The 24,189-nt window shown below is 72.4% G+C and carries 25 protein-coding genes; 15 read left to right on the top strand and 10 right to left on the bottom strand.

Translation table 11 applies throughout. From position 1 onward, the window contains the following. Window positions 1–505: 505 nt before the first annotated feature. Window positions 506–880 carry a hypothetical protein gene (locus BLU27_RS20755; protein WP_092655326.1) on the top strand — a complete coding sequence of 125 codons (375 nt, stop codon included), beginning with the start codon at window positions 506–508 and terminating at the stop codon, window positions 878–880. Window positions 881–896: 16 nt separating this feature from the next. Here the strand turns inward: BLU27_RS20755 and BLU27_RS20750 are convergent, their stop codons facing one another. Then, complete coding sequence (locus tag BLU27_RS20750; RefSeq protein ID WP_241827537.1) at window positions 897–1,370, bottom strand: pyridoxamine 5'-phosphate oxidase family protein; 474 nt, start codon at window positions 1,368–1,370, stop codon at window positions 897–899. A 274-nt stretch (window positions 1,371–1,644) separates the two neighbouring features. On the opposite strand from BLU27_RS20750, the gene BLU27_RS20745 reads away from it, so the two are divergent. From BLU27_RS20745 to BLU27_RS20710, 8 genes are all read left to right on the top strand, one after another. Next, window positions 1,645–2,631, top strand: a complete 987-nt coding sequence (locus tag BLU27_RS20745; RefSeq protein WP_157728730.1) for a universal stress protein — start codon at window positions 1,645–1,647, stop codon at window positions 2,629–2,631. Further along, window positions 2,628–3,296 carry a response regulator gene (locus BLU27_RS20740; RefSeq protein ID WP_092655324.1) on the top strand — a complete coding sequence of 223 codons (669 nt, stop codon included), beginning with the start codon at window positions 2,628–2,630 and terminating at the stop codon, window positions 3,294–3,296. Before BLU27_RS20745 ends, BLU27_RS20740 begins: the two co-directional genes overlap by 4 nt. Before the next feature lie 55 nt (window positions 3,297–3,351). Beyond that, window positions 3,352–4,254, top strand: coding sequence for a universal stress protein (locus BLU27_RS31350; protein ID WP_092655323.1), 903 nt, complete (start codon window positions 3,352–3,354; stop codon window positions 4,252–4,254). Window positions 4,255–4,287: 33 nt separating this feature from the next. Continuing rightward, window positions 4,288–4,797, top strand: coding sequence for a hemerythrin domain-containing protein (locus BLU27_RS20730; RefSeq protein WP_157728728.1), 510 nt, complete (start codon window positions 4,288–4,290; stop codon window positions 4,795–4,797). 100 nt (window positions 4,798–4,897) lie between these two features. Further along, complete coding sequence (locus BLU27_RS20725) at window positions 4,898–5,863, top strand: Acg family FMN-binding oxidoreductase (RefSeq protein WP_092655321.1); 966 nt, start codon at window positions 4,898–4,900, stop codon at window positions 5,861–5,863. Between the two features lie 144 nt (window positions 5,864–6,007). Next, window positions 6,008–8,536, top strand: coding sequence for a carbamoyltransferase HypF (hypF, locus tag BLU27_RS20720; protein ID WP_092655320.1), 2,529 nt, complete (start codon window positions 6,008–6,010; stop codon window positions 8,534–8,536). A gap of 118 nt (window positions 8,537–8,654) precedes the next feature. Continuing rightward, window positions 8,655–9,101: an Hsp20/alpha crystallin family protein gene (locus BLU27_RS20715; protein WP_092655319.1), complete on the top strand. Its 447-nt coding sequence runs from the start codon at window positions 8,655–8,657 to the stop codon at window positions 9,099–9,101. Between the two features lie 351 nt (window positions 9,102–9,452). Continuing rightward, a complete protein-coding gene (locus BLU27_RS20710; RefSeq protein ID WP_092655318.1) occupies window positions 9,453–9,734 on the top strand; it encodes a DUF1876 domain-containing protein in 282 nt (93 codons plus the stop codon). Between the two features lie 16 nt (window positions 9,735–9,750). Here BLU27_RS20710 and BLU27_RS20705 read toward each other — a convergent pair whose 3' ends face one another. Both BLU27_RS20705 and BLU27_RS20700 read right to left on the bottom strand, forming a co-directional pair. Beyond that, entirely contained in the window at window positions 9,751–10,515 is a 765-nt protein-coding gene (locus BLU27_RS20705; protein WP_092655317.1) for a class F sortase, read from the bottom strand. Beyond that, window positions 10,499–11,086 (bottom strand): hypothetical protein, encoded by a 588-nt coding sequence (locus BLU27_RS20700; RefSeq protein ID WP_092655316.1) that lies wholly within the window; start codon window positions 11,084–11,086, stop codon window positions 10,499–10,501. Before BLU27_RS20700 ends, BLU27_RS20705 begins: the two co-directional genes overlap by 17 nt. 198 nt (window positions 11,087–11,284) lie before the next feature. Here BLU27_RS20700 and BLU27_RS20695 point away from each other — a divergent pair, with 198 nt between their 5' ends. The 4 genes from BLU27_RS20695 to BLU27_RS20680 all read left to right on the top strand — a co-directional run bounded on the left by BLU27_RS20695 (window position 11,285) and on the right by BLU27_RS20680 (window position 14,774). After that, complete coding sequence (locus BLU27_RS20695) at window positions 11,285–12,028, top strand: hypothetical protein (RefSeq protein ID WP_092655315.1); 744 nt, start codon at window positions 11,285–11,287, stop codon at window positions 12,026–12,028. Window positions 12,029–12,044: 16 nt separating this feature from the next. Then, a complete protein-coding gene (locus BLU27_RS31345; RefSeq protein WP_092657941.1) occupies window positions 12,045–12,587 on the top strand; it encodes a DUF4389 domain-containing protein in 543 nt (180 codons plus the stop codon). Between the two features lie 66 nt (window positions 12,588–12,653). Beyond that, window positions 12,654–13,547, top strand: a complete 894-nt coding sequence (locus BLU27_RS20685) for a class I fructose-bisphosphate aldolase (RefSeq protein ID WP_092655314.1) — start codon at window positions 12,654–12,656, stop codon at window positions 13,545–13,547. Between the two features lie 66 nt (window positions 13,548–13,613). Then, window positions 13,614–14,774, top strand: a complete 1,161-nt coding sequence (locus BLU27_RS20680; RefSeq protein ID WP_157728727.1) for a baeRF10 domain-containing protein — start codon at window positions 13,614–13,616, stop codon at window positions 14,772–14,774. 33 nt (window positions 14,775–14,807) lie between these two features. Here BLU27_RS20680 and BLU27_RS20675 read toward each other — a convergent pair whose 3' ends face one another. The 4 genes from BLU27_RS20675 to BLU27_RS20660 all read right to left on the bottom strand — a co-directional run bounded on the left by BLU27_RS20675 (window position 14,808) and on the right by BLU27_RS20660 (window position 18,099). Next, on the bottom strand, window positions 14,808–15,953 hold the full coding sequence (locus tag BLU27_RS20675) for an RNA polymerase sigma factor (RefSeq protein ID WP_092655312.1): 1,146 nt from the start codon (window positions 15,951–15,953) through the stop codon (window positions 14,808–14,810). After that, window positions 15,950–16,357: a YciI family protein gene (locus BLU27_RS20670; protein WP_092655311.1), complete on the bottom strand. Its 408-nt coding sequence runs from the start codon at window positions 16,355–16,357 to the stop codon at window positions 15,950–15,952. Before BLU27_RS20670 ends, BLU27_RS20675 begins: the two co-directional genes overlap by 4 nt. Before the next feature lie 60 nt (window positions 16,358–16,417). Further along, window positions 16,418–16,945, bottom strand: a complete 528-nt coding sequence (locus BLU27_RS20665) for a pyridoxamine 5'-phosphate oxidase family protein (RefSeq protein ID WP_092655310.1) — start codon at window positions 16,943–16,945, stop codon at window positions 16,418–16,420. 161 nt (window positions 16,946–17,106) lie between these two features. Continuing rightward, entirely contained in the window at window positions 17,107–18,099 is a 993-nt protein-coding gene (locus BLU27_RS20660) for a universal stress protein (protein ID WP_092655309.1), read from the bottom strand. Between the two features lie 245 nt (window positions 18,100–18,344). Here BLU27_RS20660 and BLU27_RS20655 point away from each other — a divergent pair, with 245 nt between their 5' ends. Both BLU27_RS20655 and BLU27_RS20650 read left to right on the top strand, forming a co-directional pair. Continuing rightward, window positions 18,345–18,956 (top strand): Rv1733c family protein, encoded by a 612-nt coding sequence (locus BLU27_RS20655; protein WP_157728726.1) that lies wholly within the window; start codon window positions 18,345–18,347, stop codon window positions 18,954–18,956. Between the two features lie 48 nt (window positions 18,957–19,004). Further along, entirely contained in the window at window positions 19,005–19,991 is a 987-nt protein-coding gene (locus tag BLU27_RS20650; protein WP_092655307.1) for an Acg family FMN-binding oxidoreductase, read from the top strand. On the opposite strand, the gene BLU27_RS20645 is transcribed toward BLU27_RS20650, so the two are convergent. The 3 genes from BLU27_RS20645 to BLU27_RS20635 are packed head-to-tail and all read right to left on the bottom strand — an operon-like array spanning window position 19,909 to window position 24,135. After that, window positions 19,909–22,440 carry a glycoside hydrolase family 65 protein gene (locus BLU27_RS20645; protein WP_092655306.1) on the bottom strand — a complete coding sequence of 844 codons (2,532 nt, stop codon included), beginning with the start codon at window positions 22,438–22,440 and terminating at the stop codon, window positions 19,909–19,911. The two genes, BLU27_RS20650 and BLU27_RS20645, sit on opposite strands and share 83 nt — an antisense overlap. Further along, window positions 22,415–23,245 carry an HAD family hydrolase gene (locus BLU27_RS20640; RefSeq protein ID WP_092655305.1) on the bottom strand — a complete coding sequence of 277 codons (831 nt, stop codon included), beginning with the start codon at window positions 23,243–23,245 and terminating at the stop codon, window positions 22,415–22,417. Before BLU27_RS20640 ends, BLU27_RS20645 begins: the two co-directional genes overlap by 26 nt. A gap of 47 nt (window positions 23,246–23,292) precedes the next feature. Further along, complete coding sequence (locus tag BLU27_RS20635) at window positions 23,293–24,135, bottom strand: HAD family hydrolase (protein WP_172805005.1); 843 nt, start codon at window positions 24,133–24,135, stop codon at window positions 23,293–23,295. Window positions 24,136–24,189 lie beyond the last annotated feature (54 nt).

Genomic DNA, 24,189 nt, shown 5'->3' with positions numbered 1-24,189 from the left:
TCTATCGCCAAGGCTACCCGCGAACTCCGTCGCATCAGGGCCTTGATCGGACCGGTCACCGGACCTGCCGGGGGACCATCGGCGCGTTTCCTGTGACCTTGGGCTCCGGCCACACAGACCCGGACTTTCCCAGAGTTGTCCTGTCGTGTACCGCCCACGGGCCGAAGGAGGGGCCATGTCCGCTTCCGGTGGGGACGCCGCACGGCCGGCCATTCCCCGGCAACGAACCCGGGACTTCCCCGTGGAGTCCGTACGTACGGCTGGAGCCGTCACTCGGCCGGCGCCGAGTCGGCCAGGCCACGGAGGCCGGCCGCGCGGAGGCCGGGCCGGGCAGCTCGGACACGGCGTGCGCGGGGGGCACGAGACGCACGGTGGGGCGCAGCGGTGGGCCGATCGGGCCCTCGCCCCGGCGCGACCCGGCCACCGAGCGGGCTCGCGGCTGATCCCCATTGCCACCTCCCGGCCGCGGCCGCGGCCGGGGACCGGCGCGGGGCGCTGGCTCGCCGTGCTCCGTCTGGCGACCGGCGCTCTGTGTGTCTGGATGCTCGTGGAGGACACCCTCGCCAGCCGATACCCGGAGGGGATCGCCCCGAATCATGTGGGCTGGGTAGGGGAGCCCGGTTGGTTCCGGGTCGCCGTGCTCGCCGGACTGGCCGTGGTCGCCGCGGCGGTCCTGCTCGGCGTGTGCCTGCGGGGTGCCGCACTGGTGGGCGGGGCGTTGGTGCTGGGAGTGGCCGGCTCCGGTGGCTGGGTCGTTCCCGGTCTCCTGGCGGTCGTGGCGCTGATGGTGTGCGCGGGCACTGCGGCCGGTGAGGTGTGGGGGGTCGGGCGGGCCTGGGCGAACGTTCCGGTCGTACGCCGCAATCCCTGGTTGCACTGAGCGGCCGGCCAGGTGTTCAGGCTGTCTCCGGCGCCGGCTCCTGTGTCTGCGCCGCCGTGGGCGGCACGAGCCGGCGGCCACGGACCATCTCCATCCGGACCCGGATGAAGTGGGTCGGTTCGGACGGTGACCACGACTGGAGGGGGAGTCCCGCGAGCCGGTCGATCTCCTTGGCCTCGGTGACCATCTCCGCGTGCCCGACGACGGTGACGCTCCAGCCCACCTGGTGACCCGCGTCGATCTGGTCCACCTCGAAGGCCACGATCGAGTTCCGCGCCGCGGCGGCCAGTTTGGAGCCCACGGTCGTACGGATCACGACGGAGTCGCCGTCCAGTGCGTAGTGGACCGGTTGGACCGCCGGCAGCGCCTGCTCGGTGAAGACGATCCTCCCGATCGGCGCCTGGCCGAGCAGCCGCAGACACTCCGTGGGCGGGAGCACCTCCAACCCCTTGCTGTCGAACATCTGCTCCTCATCCGTGACACCGGACATCCATGCCATCGAACAGGCGGCCGGAACGCCTCGGAACACGCCAGACACACCGAACTTCGGGACCGGTCGCGCCCGCTCGGTGTCTCCACGTTGCCGCCTCGGTCACGGCCACGCGCAGAGGCGAAGGTCCTGCCCGGGCGTACCGGCACGCGACCGGCCGCGGGGAAGTACCCGCCTGATCGGGACTTTGTGCCCTGCCCGCCCTTTGTGTGGCACGGAAGGGTTGCGGCTGAGTCTCCGGCCGGGGGACTCGGGGGGTTGCGGAAAGGTGCTGATGATCGGACCTGGTGGTGCGCCCACGGGCGCTGTTGTCGTCGGAGCGAGCGAGGGAGCCTCGGCCCATGGTGCGGTGGGCTGGGCGGCGTTGGCCGCAAGGGCACGCCGGCTCCCCCTCGTCGTGTGTCACGCCTACCAGACCGGTGGCGACGGCCCACGTGGCGACAACGAACTCCACTGCGCGGCCCGAAACCGTGCCTGGCGGACCGCGAGGGACGGTGTCCGCCAGGCGGCGGCCGCCGCTCCCGGCGTACGTGCGGTGCCCTGGGTGCAGGAGGGGTCGGTCGCGCAGGTCCTGCTGGGGGCGGTGCGGGACCCGGAGTTCCTGGTCGTCGGTGTCCGGGGGGAGGGCCGGCAGGCGGCGGAGCTCGTCGCCTCGTTCGGCCAGTGGGGTGGGGCCTTCGGGCCGTGCCCGGTGGTCGCCGTACCAGCCCGCAAGCGCGGGTTGACACGGCGGCCGCGTCGCCAACGACGCGGCTCGCGCCGGGGGGTCGCGGGCCGCGTCGTGGTGGCCGCCGAGGGTGGGCGGTCCGCTGAGGAGGTACGCCGGTTCGCCGCGGAGGAGGCTCTCGCCTGGGGCGGCGAGGTCCGCGAAGTCCCGTTGGCGGCGTTCGCCCTGTCCTCACCGGCAGGTTGTGAGTCGCTGTCGGCGGCAGCGCAGGATGCCGACCTGCTCGTGGTGGGTAGGCCCGGGGATGAGAACACCGGGATCGGGGTAGGCGCACCGGTCGTGACGTCCTCCGGCGTCACCGGGGAGGTCGCGGAGCCGCCGCCGCCCGCCAGTCTGGCAAGGGTTCTCGGGCCCGGACTGCTGCGCGGGCTGGCGTCCCCCGTCGCGGTGGTGCCGGTGTGCGGACGCGACCTCGTCGGCGGGCCACGGCCGCAGCGACTACCGGCCGAACGGGGTGGGCACCGAGGTGTACACCCCGCTGAACACTGGGGGACAGCGCTGGTGACCGCACCAGGGGAGAGAGGAACCGGATGACCATCAAGGTCTTCCTGTTGGACGACCACGAGGTGGTCCGGCTCGGGCTGCGCCAGCTGCTGGAGGAGGAGGACGACATCGAGGTGGTGGGCGAGGCGTCCACTGCCGCGCAGGCACGCGCCCGGGTGCCCGCGCTTCGCCCCGACGTGGCGGTTCTCGACGTCCGGCTTCCTGACGGTGACGGGGTGACCGTCTGCCGGGACATCCGCTCCTCGATGGAGCCTCCACCGGCGTGCCTGATGCTGACGTCCTTCTCCGACGACGAGGCGCTCTTCGACGCGATCATGGCCGGTGCCGCCGGCTACCTGCTCAAGCAGGTGAGCGGTAACGACCTGGTGGGCGCGGTCCGCCGGCTGTCGACGGGGGAGTCGATGGTCGACCCGGCGCTGACCGCCGCTGTGCTGGAACGCCTGCGCCGAGGCCCCGACCAGGAGGACCCCCGGTACGCGGCGCTGACCGACCAGGAGCGGCGCATCCTCGACCTGATCGCAGCCGGCATGACGAACCGGCAGATCGCCCAGACCATGTTCCTGGCCGAGAAGACAGTGAAGAACTACGTGTCGGGCATGCTGCGCAAACTGGGCATGGAACGCCGTACGGAAGCGGCCGTGTTCGCCGTGGAACGCAGCCGGAAGGAACGCGCGGTCGGCCCGCCTCCGCAGTAGGCAAGGCACAGTTGGCAGGCGCGGTAGGAGCTGTAGGCAAGGCGCAGTTGACAAGGTGCGCGAGCGGCTGACCGAGGGCCTGCCTGCAGGCTGTCCTGAAGGCTCCGTCGAGAGCCTCAGCGGTGGTCGGCCGGTGGCCGTCGGCGTGGACGGACGTCCGGGCGGCGTCCAGGCTCTGCGCTGGGCCGCGGCCGAGGGCTGGACCCCGCGACGCGGCGCTACGGGTGGTGCACGCGTGCCAGATGCCGATCGCGTCGGCGGCGTATCCGCCCGGCGACTACGCGGCGCCGCTGCTCTGGTGGTCGTCGGCACTTGCGGCCGGGGATGGCGGGCGGGGGAGTCCTCGGCTCCTGCAGCGCCGGGGTCCCACTGCCCGGTCGTGGTGGTGCGCGGCCCGGGCGGTCCACCGGGCGCCCGGGTCGTGGTGGGCGTGGACGGAACCGACCTTTCCGACACCGTGCTGGCGTTCGCCTTCGTACAGGCCGCCCGGCACGGCGTCGGCCTGCGGGCTGTGCTCTGCTCCACGTCGGATGCCGTATCGGACGCGGAGGAGCCCGCGAGGGCCCTCGCGGAGGCCCTGGCCGGGTGGCGGGAGAAGTACCCCGATGTACACGGCCGGCCGGTGGACGGACTGGTCGAGGAGTCCGCGCGAGCGCGCCTCCTCGTCGTGGGCACCCGCGGGCGCCACGCCCTGGCCGGCACCCTCCTCGGCTCGGTCAGCCCGGGGGTGCAGCGGGAGGCGTCGGCCCGATCGCGGTCGTCCATCCGGCTCCCTGACGCCGCGGACCCGGATCGAGACCGGGATCACAACACTCCGTGTCGTGGTGGATGCACATCCAGCCACCGCAGGACGGGGATTCCGCCCGAGCCGGGACCATCGTCAGCTCCGCGGGGACCATCGTCGTTCCGGCCGGGACCATCGCCCAGCGCGCGGGCGGTTGTCCACAGCACATCCTGAGAGAGATCTAACGGGATGTTGCTGGGAGGAAGTATGGCTGAGTTGACGTGGCTGCGCAGTCGACACATGGAGCTTGGCACCGAGGTGGAGGCTCTGCAGGCGACTGCCGCCTGGATGGACGACGCCACGATGTTGGAGTTGTGGGACCGGATCACCGGTCACGTGACCTTCTTCGTGAACGATCTGGTGCCGTACATCTCGGTCGAGGACGAGATCCTCTACCCCGCCCTGACCGTGGCCGCCGAGACTGCCACCCCGATTGACGTCCTTCGTGCCCACCACGCCGAGATCGAGCGGTTGGCCGCCGACCTGGACGAGGCGCGGCGTGCCCTGCCGCTCGGCGAGGACCACGCGTGGCGCCAGGTACGACAGGCGCTGTACGGGCTGTACGCCGTGGCCCGCCTGCACTTCACCGTCGAGGACGAGATCGTCCTGCCGCTGCTGGAGGCAGACCTCGAAGCCCGCGACGCCGAGGAGCTCGAGGACGCGGTGCGCGCGGTGGTCCACAACACGCAGAGCACCCTGGACTTCCAGGAGGCATGAGCGGCGTCGAGCCGGCCGGTGCGGCTCCCGGGTCTTTGGCCTGCGGGCGCAGGTGCCGAGGACTCTGGGGCCGGATCGGCGTTGCCGCAACGCTCGAAGCATGCCTCGACGCCACGTTCTGACCGACCGCGCGGAGCGGTTGGTAGTGGACGCCGCCGTGCGGGCACCGTCGGTTCTCAACACCCAGCCGTGGCGGTTCAGCTTCGGCGACGACCTGCTGGAGATCTGGGCGGACCCGGCGCGCCAGCTCACCACGGCCGACCCCGAGGGCCGGTTCATGGCGATCTCGTGCGGAGCGGCGGCGTACAACGCGCTTCTGGGGGTCCGGTACGTCGGCCATGACGCGTGGGTGCAGGCCCAGCCGCGGCCGCAGACCCCGTTCCTCGCGGCGGTCGTCCACTTCGGCATCCGCCGGCCCATCGCCGCCGACGACCTCGCCCGGTACGACATGATCTCCGAGCGGCACACCAACCGCGGGCCCTACCGGGACTGGCGGTTGCCGTTCTCGCTGGTGACCCGGCTGGAGGAGGCTGCGGAGGCCGAGGGCGGCTTCATCCGGGTGCTCACCTCCAGCGAGGTCGAGCGGGTACGCCACCTGGTGATCGAGGCCGAGCAGGCCCAGGAGGCCGACGAGCCCCTGGAGAAGGAGATGGAGCCCTGGATCGGCACGCGGGACAGCGCGGACGGCATCCCGGTCGGCGCCCTCGGGCCCCGGTCGGCCGACTCCCGGGCTCCGGTCCGCGACCTGGACCCGCATCGGCACGCCGGCCCCCGCGACGTGGCGATCTTCGAGCACCGGCCGACCCTCGCCGTCCTGTCCACCCCCGGTGACGGCCACAAGGACTGGGTACGAGCAGGGATGGCGTTGGAGCGGGTCCTCCTCACCGCGGGCCAGCACGGCGTGGCGGCATCCTTCCTCAACGCACCGATCGAGGAGCTCACCGAGAGGGGGCGCCTGCGCAGTGCGGCGCCGGGGCTGGACCATCCGCAGATGGTGCTGCGGCTTGGGTATCCCCGTGGAGAGGCGGTACCGACGCCACGTCGGTCCGCCGACCAGGTGATGTGAGGACGACGGTCCGACAGCGCGAGCTGTCCGGCGGCTGCCGGGTGGAAGTGCCGGGCGAACTGCTGGGCGAAACTGCGGGGCGACGGGGAACGAGGGGGAGACCATGGCCGGACCGGCGTTGTGCACCCGTGACGGTGGGCGGCGATGAGCGGGGCGATCACACGCCCCGTCCCCGAAAGTGAGCTACCGGCCCGGCAGGCGCAGCGTGTGCTGGTCGCGGGCTCCGTGGTGGGCGTGGGGCTGCGCCGGCACCTGAGCCTGGTCGCGGGCGAGTGCGGGCTCGACGGTACGGCGCGGACGGTGCGCGACCAGGTGGTGGTCGAGGTGGCTGGCCCACCGGCCGCGCTGACGGAGTTCGTCCACCGGGTCAGCACGCAGGCACCGCGGCCGGCCCGGGTGAGCCTGGTGGACGTCGTGGAGCTGGAAGGGATGACGCCGCACCCGGGTACGGGCTTTCGGGTGCTGTTCGACGACGTGGACCCGCCGGTGGCGGGCGGTCACGTGGGTACCTCCACCTCCGGTGCCGGCCGCACCAGCCGCCACGGCCTGCCGTCCTCCGGCACCGAACCGGCCGGTGAGCTGCCGCCCTGGGCCGATCGCGCTGTCTGCCCCGCCTGCCTTCGTGAGCTGTTCGACCCGGCCGACCGGCGGTACCGCTACCCGTTCCTGTCCTGCCGGCACTGCGGCCCACGGCACTCTCTGCTGGCCGAGCTGCCACCGGACGGAATGTTCCCCGCCCACGGCGAAGGACCCGACGACCGGGCGGGCACCGCCCTGGCCGGGTTCGCACTGTGTGCCGCCTGTGCGGCCGAACGCGAGGACCCGGCCGGACGGCGTCACCACGCACCGGCGCCGGCCTGTCCCGACTGCGGTCCGCACCTCACCTGGCGTACCGCACCAAGTGGTGACGGCAGCGGATGGGGCGACACGGGCGGCAGGCTCTGGGCCGGTCGCTCGGGTGACCGCCTCTCCGACGCCGAGGCGCTGGCGGCCGCCGTGGAGACCGTCGCGGCCGGCGGCGTGGTCGCGGTGAAGGGGCCCGGCGGCTACCAGCTGGTCTGTGACGCGACGGCTCCGCGGGCGGTGGCCCGGCTGCGCTCGCGGACCCACCGGTGGACCCGTCCGCTCACTGTGCTGGCCCCGGACCTGTCGGTGGCCAGGGCGGTCGCCGACCTGGCCTCCGCCGAGCTGGACCTGCTGGTCTCACCGTCCCGGCCGGTGGTGCTCGCCCCGCTGCGGCGCAGCCGGCTGCCGATCGCCGCCGGAGTCAGCGCAGGCTCGGACCACGTGGGGCTGGCGCTGCCCTCCACGCCGTTGCAGGCGCTGCTCGTGCACGACCTGGACCGTCCGCTGGTGGTGACCGGCGCACACCCCGCCGAGGAGCCGGTGGTGGTCGACGACGCCGACGCCCCGGCCCGGCTGGCCGGACTGGCCGACGGGTTCCTCGGCCACGACCTGCCTGTCCGTACCCGGACCAGGGACTCGGTTCTGTGGGTCCTGCGCGGTCGGCCCGCGGTCCTGCGCCGCGGCCGGGGGCTCGTACCCGGCGCGGTCCGGCTGCCGGTCCCGGCCCGTCAACCTGTGCTTGCGGTCGGCGCGCAACTGTCCCACACCTGCACGGTGGCAGGCGATTCGCGGGCGTACGTCGGTGAACAGCTGGGTGACCTGACGAGTCCGGCGAAGCTGGACGCCTTCGAACGGGAGCTGAGCCGGCTCGTTCCGCTGGTCGGCGGCACTCCCACGACGGTGGCGCACGACCTGAACCCGGGTTACCTCGCCAGCCAGTACGCCAGGCGCTGGCCGCGGGACCGGCGGATCGCCGTACAGCACCACCACGCGCACGTCGCGGCCTGTGCCGCCGAGCACGGGGTGACCGGAACCTTCCTCGGCGTCGCCTACGACGGCCCGGGACTCGGGGACGACGGCACGCTGTGGGGCGGTGAGGTCCTGGTCGCCGACCTGCGTGGCTACCGCCGGGCCGGGCGGTTCGGTCGCGCCCCGCTTCCCGGAGGAGAGCTGGCTGCCCGCACCCCCCTCCGGACCGCACTGGGCTATCTCCTCGCCGGTGAACGCCTCGGCGGCGCGCCGATCGACCCGGACCTGATCGCCGCCCGCACCGAACGGCTGTCCGCGCGGGAACTGGAGACCGTACGACGGATGGTCACCGGCGGGGTGAACAGCCCGCCGGCGTCCAGCGCCGCCCGCCTGCTGGACGCGGTGGCCGGACTGCTGGGACTGCGCGAGGACGCCGCGTACGAGGGCGAGGCCGCGACCGTCCTGGAAACCGCCGCTCGGGGCCGGCGGGAGGAGGAGCTCCCGTGGCGGATCGTCACCGCCGACGAAGTGCGGGTGTACGACCCGGCGGTCACCCTGGCCGCGGTGCTGTCGGGAGTGGCCGACGGCGTGTCCGTCGGACGGCTCGCCGCGGCGTTCCACGCCACGCTCGTCGCGGTGACCGTCGCCCTGTGCAAGGACGCGGGGAGAGAGGCCGGCGTGCGGACGGTGTGCCTGGCCGGCAGCACCTTCACCAACCGGCTGCTCACGAGCGCCGTCGTGGACGCCCTTGGCCGGGAGGGCTTCGAGGTTCTCCTGCCCGAGCAGGTGCCCACTGACGACAGCGGCGTGAGCTACGGCCAGGCCGCGGTGGCCGCGGCGCGCATGGCGGCCGAGTGACCGAATTACCGGACATCGGGACCGTTCGGGCGAAGGACCCCCACTCCCGGGCCGGTGGACCCTGCTGGGCGCGGGGCCCGCGGTGATGGGCTGATGTACGACTGAGGAGGCGATCGGTATGACAGGTGGGACACCCGAGGTCCGGCGCGAACGCCGTTCGCTGCCAGACCTGCTGGACTGGGCGGAGAACCTTCCCGAATCGCTGACCTGGACCAACTGGCCGGCAACCGCGGGGATGCGGGGGATCCGCGTGGAGGAGTTCATCGACGAGGACGGCACCTTCGTCGCCCGGGCGGAACTCCCGGGACTGGACCCCGACAAGGACATCGACCTCCAGATCGACAACGGCATGCTGGTGATCCACGCCGAGCGCCAGGAGGAGAAGCGCGAGCGCGGACGCACCGAGTTCCGTTACGGAAAGTTCACCCGCCGGCTCGCCCTGCCCGAGGGAGCCGACGAGTCCGAGGTCAGTGCGCGCTACACCGACGGCATCCTCGAGGTTCGGATGCCTGTGAGCCAGAAACGCCCGGAGGCGCGCGCGATTCCGGTGCAGCGCACCGGCTGAGGGGGATGGGGGGACCCGCATCGGCTCCGGGGGGCGTCCGATGCGGCAGGTGCGGCCCGCGCGCACGGGCCGCACCTGTTCCTCTCGGCGTCCTGCCGGCCGTCATGCCCTCGGCCTTCGTGGCCTTTCCCGCTTGCCCCTTCCGGCTTTCGCGGCCTCCTGCTTGTTCCTGGCTTGCTCAGCGGGCTCGGCGTGCGCAGTTGGTCCGGGCGGTTCGCCGACCGTGACCAAAGGGTCGGACCGTACGGCCGAACGCCCCTGTCCGGCTCGCACCAGGTCGGGCTGGACTGCGAGGGAAGGGGCGCGTGTCAACCACGGCCTGACAGGGGCCAGGAGTCGCAGGAGACCACGATGACCGAGACCGCACAAGTCACCAAGCACTGGAACGTCGACATCTTCATCGACGAGCACGACGGCCAGACCCGCGCGGAGGCCCGGCTGGTCTCCGGTGACCGGACGCACCTGTCCGGCGCCGGCCGGGCCCGCCGTAATCCGGCGGATCCGAGCGTGCCGGAGATCGGCGACGAGCTGGCGGTCGCGCGTGCGCTGTCCGAGCTCGCGCACCGGCTGCTGCACGCCGCCGCCGACGACATCGAGGGCGTCACCGCCCGCCCGGCAGACCTGCACCGCTGACCCGAACCGGCTCTGCCTACCTGGCCCGGGCTACCTGGGCTGCCTTTCGGGCAGGAGAGGACTGGGTCGCGAAGACGATGATGTTGTCCCGGTAGGACGTCGTCTTCGACCAGGGCCCGCCGCAGGTGACGAGGCGTAACGACGACTTGTCCGAGGCGCCGTAGACGAGGTCCGTCGGGAAGTTCGCCTTCGGGTACGCCTTCACCCCGTCCACGCGGTACGGCACGGTCAACCCGTCCGTGCGGACGACGCTGAGCTTGTCGCCGGGCCGGAGTTGGCCGAGCCGGAAGAAGACCGCGCGGCCGAGCTTCACCGAGTCGACGTGCCCGACGATCACGGTGTTGCCGATCTCACCGGGAGTGGGCCCGTACTTGTACCACCCCGCGAGATTGGCGCGTTCGGGCGTCGGTACCTGGATGGTGTTGTCCTTGTTCAGGCCGAGCTGCAGGAGCTTGGTGTCCACGCCGATGCGCGGGATGGCAAGACTCACCGGCGTCGAAGGCGGCAACCCGGTGGGCGAGGCCGAGGGTGTGGGCGTCGCGGTGGCGCCGGTCGCCGGTGAAGGGCTCGCCGGTGAAGCGGTCGTGGGGGTGGCCAGGAACGCCGGTGCGGCGTCGCCGGCGGGCATCGGAGGCCGGTCCGCGGGCAGGTTGAACGCAGCGACCAGCATGGTCGCTCCGGCGAGCCCGAGCAGGGTGACGAGGCCGAAGCCGACAGTGCGGCGCAGTTTCCCGCGCCGGCCGCCGGCCTCGCTCGTCACCTGGTCAGGCCTGCGCCCCATCGGTCCGCCTCCGGCGAACCATGAAGACGCCGCCGAGCGCGGCCCCCGCCAGCGCAGCGGCACCGCCGGCCGCGAGGTCGGTGCCGGCGCCGGTCACGCCACCGTCACCACCGGCCACCGGGCCCTCCGGAGTCTCAGGCACGACCTTGATCGTGCCGTAGCCGCAGTCGCCGCGAACCTTGTACCGGCCCGGGCGGGCGTCGCCCTTGATCTGGGCCTTGCCGACGTACACGAAGTGCTTCTCGCCGTGGTCGCCGTTGCCGTGCTCGTCTGGTGCCGCGCTGTCGACCATCTCGTCCGGCTGCCAGGGCTCGAGCTCGACCTTGCCGGTCGTCTTGGACCAGACCTTGGCGTACTCCAGCTCCCCCGAGCACACCTCGATGATCTTCACCTCGTCACCGGGGTGGACCCACCTCGGGAAGGTCTTGACGAAGCTGTGCTGTTCCTTGTGGCCGCCACCCCAGGTGGACGGCGTGACGCTCGCCGACGCGATGACGGGGGTGGCCACGAACAGCGCCGCGCTGGCCAGTGCGCCGCCGGCTGCGACCTTTCCGAGGTATTTCCTCGACACTTTGTGTCACTCCCTTGGTTGCCTGAGCAGGCCGGTCTCAGTTTTTGCTGACTGGAGAAAGCTCCCCGCGGGCTGTCCGTCGACAAACTGAATTCGGATTGAAAACGAACCCTCCCGTGGGCGGTGTCCCGGTCGATAGCGTGGGTCCATGTTCGTAGGTATTTTCCCCGGGCACTAAGCCTGTTTTTCGGCGGCGTTGTGAGGATCTGGTTCGAGGGGAACTCGGCAACGGGCGCACCTGACCGGGGTCGCACCCGGCGCGTCTCGGCCGGAGTTGCCCTGCTCGCCGGGATCGCGCTGGGCCTGCCCGGGCTGGTGTCAGCCTGGGGTGAGCTCGCGCGGTGGCCGAGCTCACAGACGGGGCAGGCGGGCACCCGCCTCGCGGTGCCCTCGACCGCGCTCGTCGCCGGCCAGCGCGAGCTGCGGCAGCCACCACGCGCCCTCGACCGGCTCATCTCCCGGCGCGCCGACGCAGCAAGGATCACAGCGGCTCGGGTGGACGGCGGACCGGTGTTCGTCGGGATCGCCAGGTCGGCCGACCTGGCGAAGTACCTGGCCGGGACAGGAGTCGCACACGCCGACTTCCGAGGGTCGCCGGTCGGGGTACGGTACGCGCCTGTCGCGGCCGGTCGCCGGGTAGGAGTCCCAGCCCAGCAAGGGATCTGGGCCGCATGGTCGGTCGGGCCCGGTGCGCGGACCCTCACCTGGCCCCTGCGTCGCGGCGAGTGGGAGCTCGTGGTGATGAACGCCGACGCCGGCCGCGGTGTGGACGTCCGCATGTCGGTCGGTACGCCGCAGTGGCCGCGGTGGCCCGTGCTCGCCGCGTTCCTGGCCGGCGGCGTACTGCTCGCGGCGGTGGGCCTTACGGTTGTCCACCGTGCTCCCCCCGGCCGGCGTCACTGCCGGCGTCACCCGTACGACGTCACCGACCGCATCCGCTGAGAAGGAGGGAGCTGTGATGGTGGGCCCGAACCAGCCAGATCGGCCATATCACTCGGATCGACCGGATCCGGATCACGCGGATCAACCACACCGTCGGTATCCGCTGCGAATCGAAGGTCACCTGCAGCCGGAACTGTCCCGGTGGCTGTGGCCGGTGAAGTGGATTCCTGCCATTCCACATTTCGTGACCCTGTGGATTTTGTGGTTGATCACGCTGGTCCTGACCGTGGTCGCCGGAATTGCCGTACTTTTCACCGGCCGCTATCCGCCGCAGATCTTCGGCTTCACCGAGGGTGTTTTGCGATGGAGTTGGCGGGTGGCGTTCTACGCCCTCGTGCTCGGTTGTGACAAATACCCGCCATTCAGGTTCGGCCGGGTCCGGGCGGATGGGACTCGGCCAGATCGGGCTGCTGGAGCTGTTCGCCGGAATCTCGCTGCTGTTCCGCCCGGTCTACCCTGGCGGGATCTTCGACTTCGTGCGCCGCCACTCACCCGAACGGCTCGCCGCGCCCGGGCCAGACCGGACCTTCGCCCCTGTCCCAACAGGGGCATCGGCTGAGAAACCTGGAGAAGAGCCCGGTCCTGTGCGGGACCTGAGATCGACACAGCGGGGAGGATCACCACGATGGCCAGCCGCCCACAGCTTCGTCAACTCGGCCTGAACACCGGCAAGAAGGCCCGCCTGCACCGCATTCTCCACCAGCACGGCGTCGGCAACGGCACCGCGATGTTCCTGCCCTACGACCAGGGACTCGAGCACGGCCCGCGCGACTTCTTCGCCAACCCGGCAGCAGGCGACCCCGCCTACATCGTCAAGCTCGCCCTGCGCGGCGGCTTCAACGGCATCGCCGTGCAGATCGGCCTGGCGGAGAAGTTCTACTGGGACTACGCCGGCGAGGTGCCGCTGGTCCTGAAGCTGAACGGGCGTACGGAGATCCCCGCGGCCGACCACCCGGTGTCGCCGCTGAACGCCGACGTGGCCGACGCCGTACGGCTGGGCGCGGACGCCGTGGGATACACGATGTATGTCGGATCCCCCGCGCAGGAAGACGACTTCGCGCAGTTTCGCCAGGTACGCGAGGATGCCCACCACTACGGCCTTCCGCTGATCGTGTGGGCCTATCCGCGTGGCTCCGCGGTCGACGCCAAGGGCGGCAAGGACTCCTTCTACGCCGTCGACTACGCCGCCCGCACCGCCACCGAACTCGGCGCCGACATCGTCAAGGTGAACTTTCCCCGTCCGGAGCTGCGGAAGGGGGTGCGCGCGGAGTACGACACCGACGTCACCCCGTCGCAGGCCATCGAGTCGGTCGTGCGTTCGGCCGGCCGCACCTACGTGCTGGTCTCGGGCGGGGAGAAGGCCGACGACGCGGCCATGCTGGACAAGGCGCGGATGGCGATGGACGCCGGGGCGCTCGGCCTGATCTTCGGCCGCAACGTCTGGCAGCGGCCCTGGGACGACGCGCTCGCCCTGGTCGACCAGCTCAAGGTGATCCTCGCGAAGTATCCGACGCCCTGACTCGGCGCGCGAACCGCACACGAACCGCACAACTTTCGGACCCATTGAGGCTCCATGGGAGCGAGCATGATCGATGCCAGGCAGGTGGAACGGCTCCTCGGCTACCGCGACCCCGACGGGGCGGTGGTCTCTCTCTACGTCGACGTACCGGCCCAGGCGGTCGCGGTACGGGAGATGTTCGTCCGGGTGGACAACCTGCTCGCCGAGCAGGCCGACTCCTCACGGGACGCGCCGCACGCCGTGCGGCGCGAGCTCGCCGACGCCCGTACGCAGGTGCACGAGGCGCTCGCCACGCACGTACGGGACTGGCTCGGCCACGGCGTGGCGCTGCTGGCCGCGCCGTCCCTCGGCCTGAAGGAGGCCATGCCCGTCTCCTGGCCGGTGCACACGCAGGTGGTGGCGGGCTCCCGTCCGTACGTGCGCCCACTGCTGTCGGCGCTCCACCACGCCCGGCCGTACTACGTCGTGGTGGTGGAACGCCGCGAGGCGTGGATCTTCCGGGTGGACGGCGAGAGCATCGAATCGGTCAGCAAGCTGGTCGGAGACGGCGTGCGGGACGCCTCCCACGCCGGCTGGGCAGGCTATGAGGAGTACAACACCCGCCACCGGGCGGCCGAACTCGCCCGGCGCCACTACCGGTCGACCGCCGCGACAGTCGAGAAGCTGCTGGCTGCCAACGGCCGCGATCTGGTCGTCGGCGGTCACGAGGTCGGCATCGTGGAGTTCGTCGGCCAGCTACCCGACGCCGTGCGACGGCGCCTGGTGGGTACGTTCGTGGTCGACCCGCACACGATGACCGCGGGCGACGTCCGCGACCTCAGCGCCCGGGCCCGCGACCGGTGCCGGCGCGAGCACGAACGCCGGGTGCTGGCCGAGGTCGCCGACCGGGAGGCGAACGGGCTCGCGGTGAGCGGGATCGAGGCGTGCGGGCAGGCGGTCAACCGCGGGCAGGCCGCGATGCTCGTCGTACGTGGCGACGCCGTCGTCGCGGGCTACGACTGCGAGACCTGCGGTGAGCTGACACCGAAGCCGGTGGCGAGCTGCCCGCACTGCGGCGGGCCGCTGCGCCCGGTGTACGACCTCGTGGACGAGTTGCTCGCCCGGGTCGTGCAGCAGGGAGGCCAGGTGGAGTTCGCCGACGAGGTCGGCGGGGCCGGCCCGCCCGACCTTCCCGACGAGCCGGTCAGTGCGATGTTGCGCGGCCGGCTGGTACGCCCGGATCGCTAGAACGGACCCTCGCCCCCGGAGCGTCCCGCGCTCTCACCCACGCAGCAGCCGGCGCACCCGTGCGGCCTCCCGGGTGAGGTGGTCGCGCTCCGGCACGCTGGTGGCGGCCCGGCCCGCCTCGGCGTACAGCGTCGCGGCCTCCTCCAGGTCGCCGGCACGCTCGCGGAGGTACGCCGTCACCGCGGCGTACCGCGGCAGGTCGGGGCTCACCTCGCCCAGCGCCGCCAGCCCGGCACGCGGCCCGTCGGCCTCGCCGACCGCCACCGCGCGGTTGAGCCGTACCACCGGACTGCCGGTGAGGCGGAGCAACTCGTCGTACCACTCGACGATCTGCACCCAGTCGGTCTCGGCGGCCGTCGGAGCGTCCGCGTGCAGCGCGGCGATCGCGGCCTGCGCCTGGTACTCACCCAGCCGGTCGCGGGCCAGCGCGGTCTGCAGGACCGTCACCCCCTCCGCGATCAGGCCGGTGTCCCAGCGCGAACGGTCCTGCTCGGCAAGGGGCACCAGCCGACCGCCCGGGCCGGTGCGGGACGACCGGCGCGCGTGGTGCAGGAGCATCAGCGCGAGCAGCCCGGCGACCTCGGGCTCGCCGGTCAGGGCGACCAGTTGGCGGGTGAGGCGGATCGCCTCCGCGGCCAGGTCGAGGTCGCCTCCGTAGCCCTCGTTGAAGACGAGGTAGAGCACCCGCAGCACGGTGCCGAGGTCACCGGGCCGGTCGAGGGCCAGCCCGCAGATCCGCCGCTTGGCCCGGCTGATCCGCTGCGCCATGGTGGCCTCGGGTACGAGGTACGCCGTCGCGATCTGCCGCGTCGTCAGGCCGCCGACCGCGCGCAGCGTCAGCGCGACCGCCGAGGCCGGCGGCAGGACGGGGTGGGCGCACAGGAAGTACAGCCGCAGCGTGTCGTCGGTGGCTGGCGCCGGACCGGCGGGCGGCTCCACCTCCACGGCGAGTTCGCGGCCCCGCCGCGCCGCCTCGGCCCGGGTGGCGTCGAGGAACCTTCGCCACGCGGCGGTGACCAGCCACGCCTTCGGGTCGCGCGGCGGGTCGTCCGGCCAGGTCTCCAGGGCCCGGATGAGGGCCTCCTGCACGGCGTCCTCGGCCGAGGCGAAGTCGGCTCCGCGCCGGACGAGGACGCCGATCACCGCGGGAACGAGCTCCCGCAGCAGCGGCTCGTTCACTCGGTGACCGTGGGCGGCTCGGACATGAACGGCCGGACCTCGAGCCACTCGTGGATCGGCTTGCCGCCGGGTCCGGGTGCTGCGGACAGCTCCCCGGCCAGCTGGACCGCACGGTCCCAGGACTCCACGTCTATGACGTACCAGCCTGCGATGAGGTCCTTGGTCTCGGCGAACGGACCGTCGGTCACCGGTGGGCGCCCCTCGCCGTCGTAGCGTACGAACGTCCCCTCGGGCGCCAGTGCCTGGACGTCGACGAGCTCGCCGTTCTCCTGCAGTCGGTCGCCGAACTCGCGCATGTACTGCACGTGTGCGTCGACCTCCTCCGGCGTCCACTGGTCCATCGGCCCGTGGTCGACGGCGGGGGCCGGGCCACCTCGGTAGTGCTTCAGCAGCAGGTACTTCATGGTGGTTCTCCTCGTGTCTTTCTTTCCTGGATTCTTCCGGACGTGCCGTCGGCGCCGCGATCAGGTGTGCGGGCGTTCGGTGTGCCGGCGTTCGGTGTGCTGGCGTTCGGCGCGCTGCCGGACCAGTTCCTCGACCGCGCTCGGGAGGGTCGTCTCGAAGTCGATCAGCTTCGCCCACGTCGGTGTCACCACGACCCGGACCATGCCGTCGTACAGCGACCGCACCTCGGCCTCCCACTCGACGCGCTGCTCGGCCGTCATCTGGTAGCTGCCGTTCATCCGGAGGTACTCCTCCGGGATGCCGTCGACGACATCCAGCTCGGCCCGGCCCCGGATCAGCAGGATCTTCGGCGGGTGTACCTCGGTGTCGATCGTCAGCGCCACCGCCGGGTTGTGCCGAAGGGCAGGCAGTTTGGGGGCGTTCTTCGTCGTGCACATGACGATCTGCGCACCGTTCCAGGTGAACGCGATCGGGACGTTGCGCGGGGTGCCGTCCTCGGCGACGTAGGCGAGCCGGGTCAGGTCGCGGTTCAGCAGCTTCCGGCTGTGAGGGTGGTTCAGGATCTCGGTGATCTCGTTCTGCCGCACGGTCGGTACTCCCTTACCTGGCTTGGTCGGGCTTCGTCGGGCTTCGTCGCGTGGTCTCTCAGTGGTCTCTCAGTGGCCTCTCGATGACCGCTGATGCCCTGGGACGGAGCCGGCGCGAAGTTCTCGACACCCGAGGCGTGCCGATTCCGGAGAAACTTCGGTCACGCCGGGTTGCGGGAAGCCTGCGGGAGTTCCGGGCTGTGCACGACGGCCACCGGACAGGACGCGCGGCGCAGGACCGCGCGGGTCGTCGACCCGGCGACCACCTGCGACCGCGGATGTGCCCGGCCGCCCAGCACGAGCAGGTCGGCCGGGCCGCTGTGACCGACCAGTGCGGTCACCGGACGCGACTGTTCGACCAGCGTGGTCACCGGCACCTCGGCGTACTTCTCCCGCCATGGCGCGAGGGTCTGGGTGAGCGACCGGGTGGTCCGGGCCTGGTGTTCGGCCACCGCCTCGGCCACCGCGGCGGGGTTGTAGGCGTAGGGTTCGGCGAGGTCCCAGGCGGCCACGGCCAGCAGCGGCAGCCCACGGGCCAGCGCCTCCTCGAACGCGAACTCCACCGCCGTCTCGCCGGCCGCCGGGAGGTCGACACCCACGACGACCCTCGGGCCGGCCGTCCCGCCCGCTCCGTTCGCCTCGCCCGCTCCGTTCGCGTCGGCCGGCTGCCCACCCCGCGGAGGTACGACCACCACGGGCATCCGGGCGTGCACGGCAAGGCTCATCGAGGTCGAACCGGGCAGCAGGGACGACAACCCGCCGCGCCCCCGCCGGCCGACCACGCACATCCGGGCCCGGGAGACCATCTCGATCAGGACCTGCGCCGGAGGCCCCTCGTACAGCGCCGTGCCGACCACCAGGTCCGCGTGCCGGTGCCCGGCCAGGTGCGCCCGCGCTGCCGCGAACACCTCCCGGCCCTCCTCGTACATCGCGATCATCCTCGGGGAGGCGCCGTGGACGCGCTCGCCCTGCCGGTGGGCGGAGGGCACGTAGGCGTACACCAGGCGGACCGGGCAGCGGTGCGCGGCCGCCTCCTCGAGGGCCCAGTCCAGCGCGCGCAGGCCGTTGTCGGATCCGTCGACCCCGACCACGATGGCCGGGTTGTTCCCCGGTCGCGGCATCTGCGCGTCCCCCTCGGCCGGCTCTGTGGACACCGGCTTCCGCTCAACCCTGGCAGGAGATTCCGGGCGAGGTCACGCACACTTCGCGGTGCGGGACGGTCGGCGCTGGATCACGGACCAAGTGCCCTGGGTGTCACCCGCGGCGGCTGATGACCCTGAACGGTGGAGAGGTGTGGAGCCGCCGGGCGAACACCACCGGGCCGGTACCCGCACGAGGCATTTCCTGGAGGCAGCGGACAGAACGCGCATCGCGCGCAGGACGCGCCGGGGAGGTCCGCATGGCGCGAGGCCGGCTGAGGCGATGGACGGTCCTGGCGATTCGTCGGCTGGGCTGGAGCCGCAGCCCGCTGTGTCGTCCGTCGGACCGCGTGGAGGGCCTGCTGATCGCCGCGACCCTGGTGGCGGCGTTGGTGGCGATACCGGTCGCGATCGGCATGGGCCGCGGCGCGTACGCCGAGGGCGCGGCCAGGGCGGCCGCCCAGCAGGCGGCCGGCCACTGGGGTACGGCCAGGCTGCTGGAATCCGCGCCGGGTTCGGCGGACCCCGGTCAGGACGCACCCAACCCGGTGACCACCTACGCCCGGGCGCGCTGGCAGGGGCCGAACGGTTCCTGGTCGGAGGGGGACGTGCCGGTGCGGGCCGGCACGGACGCGGGCTCGACGGTGCGCGTCTGGGTGGACGCCGCCGGTCAGGTGACCCGGCCTCCGCTCACGCCGTCGCAGCTGTCCGACAAGGGCGTGGCCACCGCGATCACCGCTCTGATGGGTCTCGAACTCGGCATCGTCGTCTGTTCGCTGCTCGCCCGCTGGTCGCTTGACCGGCGCCGGCTCGCCGCCTGGGGGCAGGAGTGGGAACGGGTCGCGCCGCGCTGGAGCCGCAAGTACCACTGATCTACCCGGGTCCGTCACCGGCCGGGAAGGGATGACGAGGAGTTCGGGATGTTCGTGACTCTGGACCTGCGCAAGCACACCGAGGAACTGGTGAGCACCGCGCGGCTGGCGCCCTCGCTCCACAATGCCCAGCCGTGGGCGTTCCGGGTCAACGCCCGCAGCGTCGAGGTGTACGTCGACCGCTCGCGTGCGGTGGCGGTGGTCGACCCCGACGACCGGCAGATGCTGATCGGCGTCGGCGCGGCGATCTTCGCGGTCCGGCTGGCGGTGAGCGCGCTCGGATCCGAACCCACGGTGACGTTGATGCCGGGGGACGAGCACGGCGACCTGGCCGCGGTGGTCTCCCTCGGCCCGGACCACCTGCCGTCGATGGCCGAGACCAGGCTGCTCCAGCACGTGCCGCTGCGGCGGACGATCAGGTCCCGGCTGGACCCGGACGTGCCGCCGCGGACCAGGAGTGTGCTGGCGGGGGAGGCCGAGCTCGAGGGCGCCCAGCTTCGCTGGATCACCGAACATGCAGAACGCGGAGTGCTGTCCCGGCTGATCACCGCCGCCGAACGCCGGGAGCAGGCCGACCCGAAGTTCCGGCGGGAGCTGGCCCGCTGGGTGGGCGGGGAGGCGCCGCTGTACGGCACCGGGTTGCCCGAGGCGGTGCTCGGCGTATCCGCCAAGGCCGGGCACGAGGCGGACTTCCCGATGCGGGACTTCGCCGGCGGCCGGCGCCGGCTGTCTCACTCACCGGGCCGGCCGGAGCGGGACCCGGTGATCGCCATCCTGTTCACCGACGGGGACCGTCCCGTGGAATGGCTGCGGTGCGGGCAGGCGCTGATGCGCGTGCTGTTGTGGGCCAGCGTGGAGGGCCTGGCCGCTTCGTACCTCAACCAGCCGCTGGAAATCCCCGACCTGCGCACCCGCGTACGCGACGACCTGGAGCTGCCCGGGTTCGCCCAGCTCATCCTGAGGTTCGGCCGTCCGGTCGCCGGCCTGCCGCTTCCGACGCCGCGGCGGCCGGTGGCGGAGCTGCTGCGCCGCTAGGACGCCTCCCGGGTGCGCCGTGCGACGGCGCCCGGGGATGGCGTACCCACCAGGACCGCCCGGGACGCAGCGTCGTGTGCTCGTCCTTCACCGCCACCGTGATCGGCGCGGCCGCCGACCGCCGCAGACCGATGCGCACCTCGTCCTGAGTGCAGTGCACGGTGATGCCCCAGTGGCCGCGGTAACGCAGCTGGAGCTCCAGTTCGGTGAGCTCGCGGGGCAGCCGGGGGTTCAGCCGGAGTACGTCGTCGCGGGTCTCGATCCCTGTGTAGCAACGCTGCAGCAGGTCGGCGCACCCGGCCATCGCACCCAGGTGGACGCCCTCCGCGGTCGTGCCCTGCTCGCCACCCCGCACGTCGGAGCCCAGCGCCTGCAGGAAGAACGCCCACGACCCGTGCCGGTCGGTGCGGGCGAGGACCCACGCGTGCACCACGGCACTGAGGGTGGAGCCGTGGGAGGTGCGGTCGAGGTAGTACTCGATCGTGCGGAGGATCGTCGCCGGGTCCAGGTCGTAGCCGAGCTGGTTCAGCACCTGTGTCAACTCGTCCTTGCCGAGAAGGAAGAACAGCATCAGAACGTCCGCCTGCTTGGAGACCTGGTACCTCCGGACCGAGTCGCCCTCGGCCTCCAGGATCCGGTCCAGCCTGCGGATGTCGCCGTACTTCGCGCGGTAGCCGGCCCAGTCCAGCTCCGCGAGTTGGTCGTACCCCTCGAACTGCCCGATGATCCCGTCGTGGAACACCACCCGCAGCCGCCGGCTCACCTCCTCGAACCGGTCCAGCTCGGCATGGCGCAGACCGAGCCTCGCGGTGAGCTCGGTTCGCTGGTACGCGGGAATCGCGGCGAGCGCGTCCAGCGCCCGGCGCAGCGTCCACGCGGCCATGACGTTGGTGTAGGAGTTGTTGTCGATGCCCGGCCGGGTGGCGCCGGGATAGGCGTCGTGGTACTCGTCGGGCCCCATCACGCCCCGGATCTCGTACCGCCCGCTGATCGGCTCGTAGGTCGCCAGGCCACTCCAGAAGCGGGCGATCTCGACCAGCATCTCCGCACCGTGGCCGACGAGGAAGGACACGTCGCCGGTCGCCTCGTAGTACTTCCAGACGTTGTACGCGACGGCCAGCCCCACGTGGTGCTGCAGGTGGGTGTTGTCCGGCACCCAGTGCCCCGACAGCGGATTCAGATGCAGCCGCTGCGTCTCGTCGCGGCCGTCGCTCCCGCTCTGCCAGGGATACATGGCGCCGCGGTGTCCCGCACCCCGGGCGCCCAGCCGCGCCTGGGGCAGCCGCCGCCAGCGGTACATCAGCAGCGCCCGGGCCACCTCGGGCAGCCGCAGGAGCAGGAACGGGAAGACGAACAGCTCGTCCCAGAACACGTGACCGCGGTAGGCCTCGCCGTGCAGCCCGCGGGCGGGTGCGCCGACGTCGAGCTCGACGGTGTGCTCCGACAGCGTCTGCAGGAGGTGGAACACGCACAGGTCCAGCGTCTGCTGCGGTCCGCCGTCCACCACGGTGCGGCAGCCACGCCACAACCGGGACCAGGCGAGCTCGTGCCGGGCCAGCAGGTGCTCGGGACGGGCGGCGCGGCTCGCGGCGTCGCAGGCGGCGGTCAGGCTCTCGGTGGTCGCGCGGTCCCTGGAGGTGTGGATCGCCACCGTCTTCTCCACCGTCACCGGCACACCGCGCTCCACCGCGAACGTCAGGTCGAGCCCCACCCAGCGCGGCCGCGCGTCGTACCGGCGTTCGACCGGCCCTTCCGCCGCACCGTGCACCCGCACCCGCGCGGCCTCGGCGATCCGCACCCGCGACTGCGCGGTCTCCACCTGCAGCCACAGCAGGTCCTGCCCGTCGTACCCACCGGTGACCGGCCGCAGGTGGTCACCGGCCAGGTCGGCGTAGCGGCGTACGCCCCGGTTGGCGACTGTGCCGTCCAGCGCGGCCCGCACCTGCAGCCGCCCGGACCAGTCCTCGGGCTCGACCACGGTCTCCAGAACGGCGAGGTGCGGGTCGTCCATGGAGACCCACCGCCGCTGGGCGAGCTGGGTGGTCCGCCCGCCGTCGTCGCGGAACCGCACCCGCCGGGTCAGTACGCCGCGGCCGATGTCCAGCTCCTGCCGGAAGTCGAGGACCTGCACCCGGTCCAGGTCGAACCACTCGCCGTCCGGGCCGCCGCCGCGGCCGTCCGCGCGGCCGTCGACGCGGCGGAAGGTCAGCGGCAGCCAGTTGGGCGCGTTTACCAGGTCCTCGTTCTCCACCACCCGGCCGGCGACGCAGGACTCCAGCCGGTCGTAGCAGCCGGCCAGGTAGGTACCGGGATAGTGCACGCCGTCGGCGTGGGACTCGGGGGCGGCGCCGCGGGTGCCGACGTAGCCGTTGCCGAGGGTGCACAGGGCCTCCCGCGACCCCTCCCGCGCCGGGTCGTACCCGTCATAGGTCAAGACCGAATGGCTCACGTCGTCTCCCGAAGACCCTCACCTGCGCGAGATCCGCGGCGGCGATTGCGGAGCCGCGGTCACCGGCGCCGGCGGGGATCGCCGACTGGGCGGGGGCCGGCGAACCGTTCGGGCCGGCGACCGTGAGCACGGTCCCGAACCCCGCCCGCCGTCCGGCACGCTCGCCGTCGGCCGAGGCCACCAGCAGGCCGGCCTGGGCCGGTGGGATCGCCAGCTGCCGGGCCGCCGCGGCGAACACCTCGGTGCCGCCGCGGAAGACCTTCGCCGGCACGGCCGGGCCGCCGGTGGATCCCGGGTCCGCGGCCTCCCGCGCGCCGTCCAGGACCGCGTCGAACAACCGGCGTACCTGCGCCGCTGCCACGATCTCGGCGCAGTGGCCACCGGTGCACACCGCGGCCGTCCGGGCGCCGCGGGCACGCAGCTCGTACAGCAGCTTCACCGCGACCGGATGCGGAGGTACGCCGTACCGCGCGATCTCGATCAGGAAGCTGCGCGTCTCGCAGTCGGCCAGCGACGACACGCTGTCCTCCGCGCCGTTGTCGGGCAGGTCGATGCCCCGATCGGCGAGGAAACCGCGCAGGCCCACGATCCGGGGACGGCCGGCGAAGTGCCGCAGATAGTCCTCGCGTACGTCGAACGGCGCGAACGCCACCCCCACCATGCGGCCGTGCCGGCGCAGGAACGCGTCCAGGCAGCGCTTCCAGGCGGCGGCGTGCGCCCTGGCGGTGTCGGGGACCACGACGTCGACCTCGAACACCACGGCACCGATCCGGTCGAGTCGCAGAACCGTCGGCTCGGAAGTCATCGGCGCGTACCTCCTGGTCCGCTGCGTCGGGCGGGCGAAAGGGGGCTTTACCGATGGGCGAGCAGCTCCTGCCGGCTCCGCCCGGAGAGTACGAGTTCGGTCAGGTCGCGCACCACGACGTGCGCGCCCCGGCGGTAGAAGTCCTCGGCGCGGGCGTACCTGTCCACGGCGACGATCGGTTCGAAACACCCGTGCCAGCCGGCTTCCACCCCGACCAGGCTGCCGCTCACCACCGCCGTACGCCTCGGGGAGACGCCCAGCCGGTGGGTCGCCTCCAGCAACAGGCCCGGGTCGGGTTGCGGCGGCACGCCGAGCAGCGCGGCGTCACCGCCGTCCACGCACACGTCGAACAGGTCGGCGATCCCCGCGGCCGCCAGCAGCTGCTCGCAGCCCCGGTCGCCTTCCACGGCCGCGAGCCGGACCCCGCGGGCGGCGAGGTCGCGCAGCAGGTCCACCGAGGACGGATAGGCGCTGACCCCGATCCGCCGCACCTCCTCGGCGAAGCAGGCGTCCTTGTGGTCGGCCAGCGTGGGTACCGTCTCCTCACCGGGCTCGGCGGAGTGGTCGGCCAACGTGATGCCGCGGGCGGTCAGGAAGCCGCGTACTCCCTCGGCGGTGGTCCGCCCGGCGGCGTAGCGGAGGTAGTCACCGGGCAGTTCGAACGGCGGGATCCGCGTCTCGCCGCCGGCTTCGGCGTCGTCGGCGGCCCTGCCGGCACTGTCGGCTCGGTCGGTGCTGGACAGACCGGCCCGGCGCCCGCGGCGGCGCAGGAACCAGTCGAAGGTGCGCTGCCAGGCGGTGGCGTGCAGGAGCGCGGTGTCGACCACCACGTCGTCCAGCCCGAACAACGCGGCGTCGAGCCGGTCCAGGTGGAGGGTGGGCGAGTTCATCCGCACTGCCGCACCTGTCGTTCTCGACGTACCTGCCTGACCACCCGCTCAGCG

It is taken from the genome of Actinopolymorpha singaporensis (genome assembly GCF_900104745.1).
Classification (GTDB): Bacteria; Actinomycetota; Actinomycetes; order Propionibacteriales; family Actinopolymorphaceae; genus Actinopolymorpha; species Actinopolymorpha singaporensis.
This window is presented reverse-complemented; position numbering and strand designations above follow the sequence as displayed.

What these genes read in the sequence shown, in the direction of transcription:
- BLU27_RS20750 (WP_241827537.1), bottom strand. Translation starts at nt 1,370, where the DNA reads ATGTCCGGTGTCACGGATGAGGAGCAGATGTTCGACAGCAAGGGGTTG.
- BLU27_RS20745 (WP_157728730.1), top strand. Translation starts at nt 1,645, where the DNA reads ATGATCGGACCTGGTGGTGCGCCCACGGGCGCTGTTGTCGTCGGAGCG.
- BLU27_RS20740 (WP_092655324.1), top strand. Translation starts at nt 2,628, where the DNA reads ATGACCATCAAGGTCTTCCTGTTGGACGACCACGAGGTGGTCCGGCTC.
- BLU27_RS20730 (WP_157728728.1), top strand. Translation starts at nt 4,288, where the DNA reads ATGGCTGAGTTGACGTGGCTGCGCAGTCGACACATGGAGCTTGGCACC.
- BLU27_RS20725 (WP_092655321.1), top strand. Translation starts at nt 4,898, where the DNA reads ATGCCTCGACGCCACGTTCTGACCGACCGCGCGGAGCGGTTGGTAGTG.
- hypF (WP_092655320.1), top strand. Translation starts at nt 6,008, where the DNA reads ATGAGCGGGGCGATCACACGCCCCGTCCCCGAAAGTGAGCTACCGGCC.
- BLU27_RS20715 (WP_092655319.1), top strand. Translation starts at nt 8,655, where the DNA reads ATGACAGGTGGGACACCCGAGGTCCGGCGCGAACGCCGTTCGCTGCCA.
- BLU27_RS20710 (WP_092655318.1), top strand. Translation starts at nt 9,453, where the DNA reads ATGACCGAGACCGCACAAGTCACCAAGCACTGGAACGTCGACATCTTC.
- BLU27_RS20705 (WP_092655317.1), bottom strand. Translation starts at nt 10,515, where the DNA reads ATGGGGCGCAGGCCTGACCAGGTGACGAGCGAGGCCGGCGGCCGGCGC.
- BLU27_RS31345 (WP_092657941.1), top strand. Translation starts at nt 12,045, where the DNA reads ATGGTGGGCCCGAACCAGCCAGATCGGCCATATCACTCGGATCGACCG.
- BLU27_RS20685 (WP_092655314.1), top strand. Translation starts at nt 12,654, where the DNA reads ATGGCCAGCCGCCCACAGCTTCGTCAACTCGGCCTGAACACCGGCAAG.
- BLU27_RS20680 (WP_157728727.1), top strand. Translation starts at nt 13,614, where the DNA reads ATGATCGATGCCAGGCAGGTGGAACGGCTCCTCGGCTACCGCGACCCC.
- BLU27_RS20670 (WP_092655311.1), bottom strand. Translation starts at nt 16,357, where the DNA reads ATGAAGTACCTGCTGCTGAAGCACTACCGAGGTGGCCCGGCCCCCGCC.
- BLU27_RS20655 (WP_157728726.1), top strand. Translation starts at nt 18,345, where the DNA reads ATGGCGCGAGGCCGGCTGAGGCGATGGACGGTCCTGGCGATTCGTCGG.
- BLU27_RS20650 (WP_092655307.1), top strand. Translation starts at nt 19,005, where the DNA reads ATGTTCGTGACTCTGGACCTGCGCAAGCACACCGAGGAACTGGTGAGC.
- BLU27_RS20640 (WP_092655305.1), bottom strand. Translation starts at nt 23,245, where the DNA reads ATGACTTCCGAGCCGACGGTTCTGCGACTCGACCGGATCGGTGCCGTG.
- BLU27_RS20635 (WP_172805005.1), bottom strand. Translation starts at nt 24,135, where the DNA reads ATGAACTCGCCCACCCTCCACCTGGACCGGCTCGACGCCGCGTTGTTC.